Source organism: Synechococcus sp. H55.9, from assembly GCF_047462355.1.
Classification (GTDB): domain Bacteria; phylum Cyanobacteriota; class Cyanobacteriia; order Thermostichales; family Thermostichaceae; genus Thermostichus.
Genome location: NZ_JANSJB010000028.1, coordinates 1 through 3,301 on the forward strand (window position 1 = coordinate 1; position 3,301 = coordinate 3,301).

The following is a 3,301-nucleotide window of genomic DNA, read 5'->3' on the forward strand; positions in this document are numbered from 1 at the left end:
CAGCCTCAACATCGGCAGCTTGCAACTGCCTCTCTCTTTGCAACTGGAGTCTTCGCTGGCCGGCATCATTCAGGGATCCCTGGTGTTGTTTGTCTTGTTGACCCAGGGGATCAGCCGCCGCTATTTCCTGACCAAAGGGAAGCAGAACCCTTAATTGCCCTTTCAGTACCGCTCGAAATGTGGCCGGTACCGGGGAAAGCTAGCTGGATCTGGCCAGCCGTGCAACAGTCTGCAACAAGCTCCTTTTTTTCAACGCACGCGAAAGCCGACCCGACCCCGTTCAACATCAAAGGCAACATCAGTGTTGAAAAACAGCGGCATGCCCAACAGTTGCACCCCCTGGTTGCCGCTCACAAAAATTCGATCTCGACTGGGCGTAATCGGAAAGCCAACTCGAATACGGTAGTCGAAAGCCCCCTCCAACACTGCTCGCCATTCCGCCCCAGGGGGGAGAGTCGAGGTGGAGAAGGGAGCTGCTCCCAACAGCCTGACGTTGAGGAAAATGTCGGAAGAGCCGCTGTCGAACTGGGTGGGGCTGAGGGCATTTTGGATGGAAGTATTGCTGATGCTGTAGGCCACTTGCAAAGCCTCATCCCGCCAGATGGGGGTGCCATCGGGAAAGCTCCCCACTTGGGGAAACTGCCGGAAATTAAAGCCGGCGGTGTTGTTGTCCGTCAGGCCAACCGTGAAAAGGCCCTGGGTGGAGTTGAAGCCGCCCGTTTGGATCATGTACCCGGAGCGAAAATTGCCCGGCAGACGGGTGAGCGGACTGAACAGCTCCGGATCGGGGCTGCGCTCATCGAGGGACGTGCCCAGGATCCCGGCAAAAGGCCGCCCCACCCCAAACAGGTTGTCTGAGCAATTGGCTACCAGCGCGTCCACACAGGCGATGCGGTCGATCAACTGAATCGTTACCGGCTCTCGACTGGGGATCCCGCCGATGCTGAAGGGGGCACGGGCCAATACGCCGACAAACTGGGTGCCATCGGCAAAGGTGACGGTAGAAGGGATCTCCGTCCGTTCTAGGCCGAAGCGACCTGCCGCCGCCGATACAATGCGCAGACCTGCCGAGCCGGTGTCCAAGAGCAACTCCGCGCCGGCCCCGGCCACCCCCACGTTCAAGCCGAGCAACTTAAAGCGGCTGTTGCCCAGCGTGCGCACCGGCATGGGAATCGACTCAGTTCCCGCTTGCGGCGGGAGAGGGATCAACACCGGGGCGACAGATTCCCCCTGGCCAGCACATCCAACACCGAGCAGCAGCAAAGCCAGCATCACCATCAGAGCCGGCAACATCCCCCCCGACCGTGGCTCATCCTTTGGGCTCGACCTCACTTGCATTGGATCATCCGCACAGCAACAGCTCCGCTTGCCAATCGACCACCTTTTGGAAGCGAAAAGCGCCCGCCAATGCCCCCCAAACCTGCCGGTGGGTGATGGGATCCATGCCTCGGTCATGGCTGCAAAACTCGCTCTCGCTCAGGTGCAAGGTGGTCTGCAAATAAGTAGTCTGGCCGTTGCGCACCACGCAACACCGGCACCCCGGCTCCGTCACGCCCACAAAGCCAGATCCCTCCCGTCGCACCTGCACATCGCACCCAGGCAAATAAGCCAGATCGGCGGCGCTCAGTTGGCGCAGTTGGTCTGCCCTCTCCCGGGCACAGCCTCGCCACCGCTGCGGCTCCAGCGGACGGTAGTTGCGAATCCGGATCCCGGCGCCCACCTGAGTCAATTCCACCACCGCCTGCCGATAGGGATCCTCCAAATGGCCGCTGTAAGCTTGCTCCACATAAAAGCCAATCCCACCCAACACTTGAGCCGGCAAGGGGCGATAGGCCACCCGGATGGAAGCAAAAAAGGGCGGATTCTCCCAGGCTTGCTCTTGGTTGCTGAAGTCTCCTGCCAGCCAGCGCGCCATCTGTAGCAGTTCCGGGGAAGCGGTGCGATCAAACCCGACAGGCATAGGCAATCATCCAAAAGTTCTGTAAAGGCGTATACCGAAAATTGCCGGCATCGAGAAAAGCCTTCTCAGATTTTGCCCCAACCCCAGGCCCATCCAAGGATCTCAGCAAATGTTAAATTATGTCTCTTTTCTGAGAGTGTTCGCCCCGACACCGAAAATGGCTCCCTGCCAAGCGGCAAAGCCGCGATCGAGGCTGACACCTTTCTTTATATTGTAAAGCTAAGCAAAGTACCATGTTCTTTTGTAAAAAACTCCCGCTAAAAAGATGGAGAGCGTTGGCCGGGATCGCAGATGGGAAGCAGCTTGGAAAGCAATCCAACTCTTTTTGCGCGAGGTGAAGGCAATTTACATTTTTTGATGCAACCGCTTCCTGCCTTCGCGGTAGAAAAAGACTGGAAACAAGGGGAGCCGACTTTTCCCCCTCTGCCCAGTTGCGGTTGGCGGCAGCGGCTGAGGGTTCTGATCCAAGTCCAATTCTTTGGATTGCAACCTGGAGTAGCTTTACCCTCGGCAGCAGCTTACCTTTGCTGGAGGATAGGGGCTTTGCTGGCTCATCTTGGTTCTCTTGGCTTTGACCCCGTCGGTGGGTCTGTAGGCCAAGCAGCGCCCATCGGCACTGAGGATCCAAGCAGTGTCGCCCTTCCGACTGGCGTGTGTCCTCCGGTCGGCGGTAGGGAATGTGGATTCATAACCTCTTTTATTTTCGCTAGGGAGATTGAAAACCATGAACGATGTATTTGGCAAAGTGGTTGCCCAAGCTGACTCCAAAGGTGCTTTCCTGGGGGAGAACGAGTTTGCGGCTCTCCAGCAGGTGATTGCTGAGGGCAACAAGCGTTTGGATGCTGTGAACCGCCTCACCAGCAATGCTTCTAAGATCGTGACCGATGCCATCCGTCAATTGTTTGCCGAGGAGCCCAATTTGAACGCTCCCGGTGGCCCTGCCTACCCCAGCCGTAACGTGGCTGCCTGCATGCGGGATATGGACATCATCCTCCGCTACATCACCTACGCCGTGGCAGCCGGAGATGCCAGCGTGCTGAACGAGCGCTGCTTGAACGGCCTGCGGGAGACCTATCAAGCCTTGGGCACCCCCGGTAGCTCGGTGGCCAACGGCATCCAAAAGATGAAAAAAGCCGCGGTGGCGGTGGTGAACGACCCCAACGGGATCACCCGGGGCGATTGCAGCGCTCTGATTGCCGAAATCGAATCCTACTTCGATCGCGCCGCTGCGGCTGTCGTTTGATCCCTTTTGGGCCAGAGCTTCTGCTGTAGACGGATCCAGTTGTGAAGACCACTCTGGAATCCAAAGCAGCTTAGGTTGACAGGGGATCCCTGGAAAAG

Annotated in this window: 3 protein-coding genes; 1 reads left to right on the top strand and 2 read right to left on the bottom strand. The window is 57.9% G+C overall.

Annotated elements, in window-relative coordinates:
• Positions 1-249: 249 nt before the first annotated feature.
• Together NW857_RS05490 and NW857_RS05495 are read right to left on the bottom strand one after the other, a co-directional pair.
• A complete protein-coding gene (locus tag NW857_RS05490; protein WP_414332324.1) occupies positions 250-1,293 on the bottom strand; it encodes a hypothetical protein in 1,044 nt (347 codons plus the stop codon).
• A 49-nt stretch (positions 1,294-1,342) separates the two neighbouring features.
• Positions 1,343-1,960 carry a chromophore lyase CpcT/CpeT gene (locus NW857_RS05495; protein WP_414332326.1) on the bottom strand — a complete coding sequence of 206 codons (618 nt, stop codon included), beginning with the start codon at positions 1,958-1,960 and terminating at the stop codon, positions 1,343-1,345.
• A gap of 724 nt (positions 1,961-2,684) precedes the next feature.
• Between NW857_RS05495 and NW857_RS05500 the strand changes: the two genes are divergently transcribed.
• Entirely contained in the window at positions 2,685-3,203 is a 519-nt protein-coding gene (locus NW857_RS05500) for a phycocyanin subunit beta (protein ID WP_011434282.1), read from the top strand.
• The last annotated feature ends 98 nt before the right edge of the window (positions 3,204-3,301 follow it).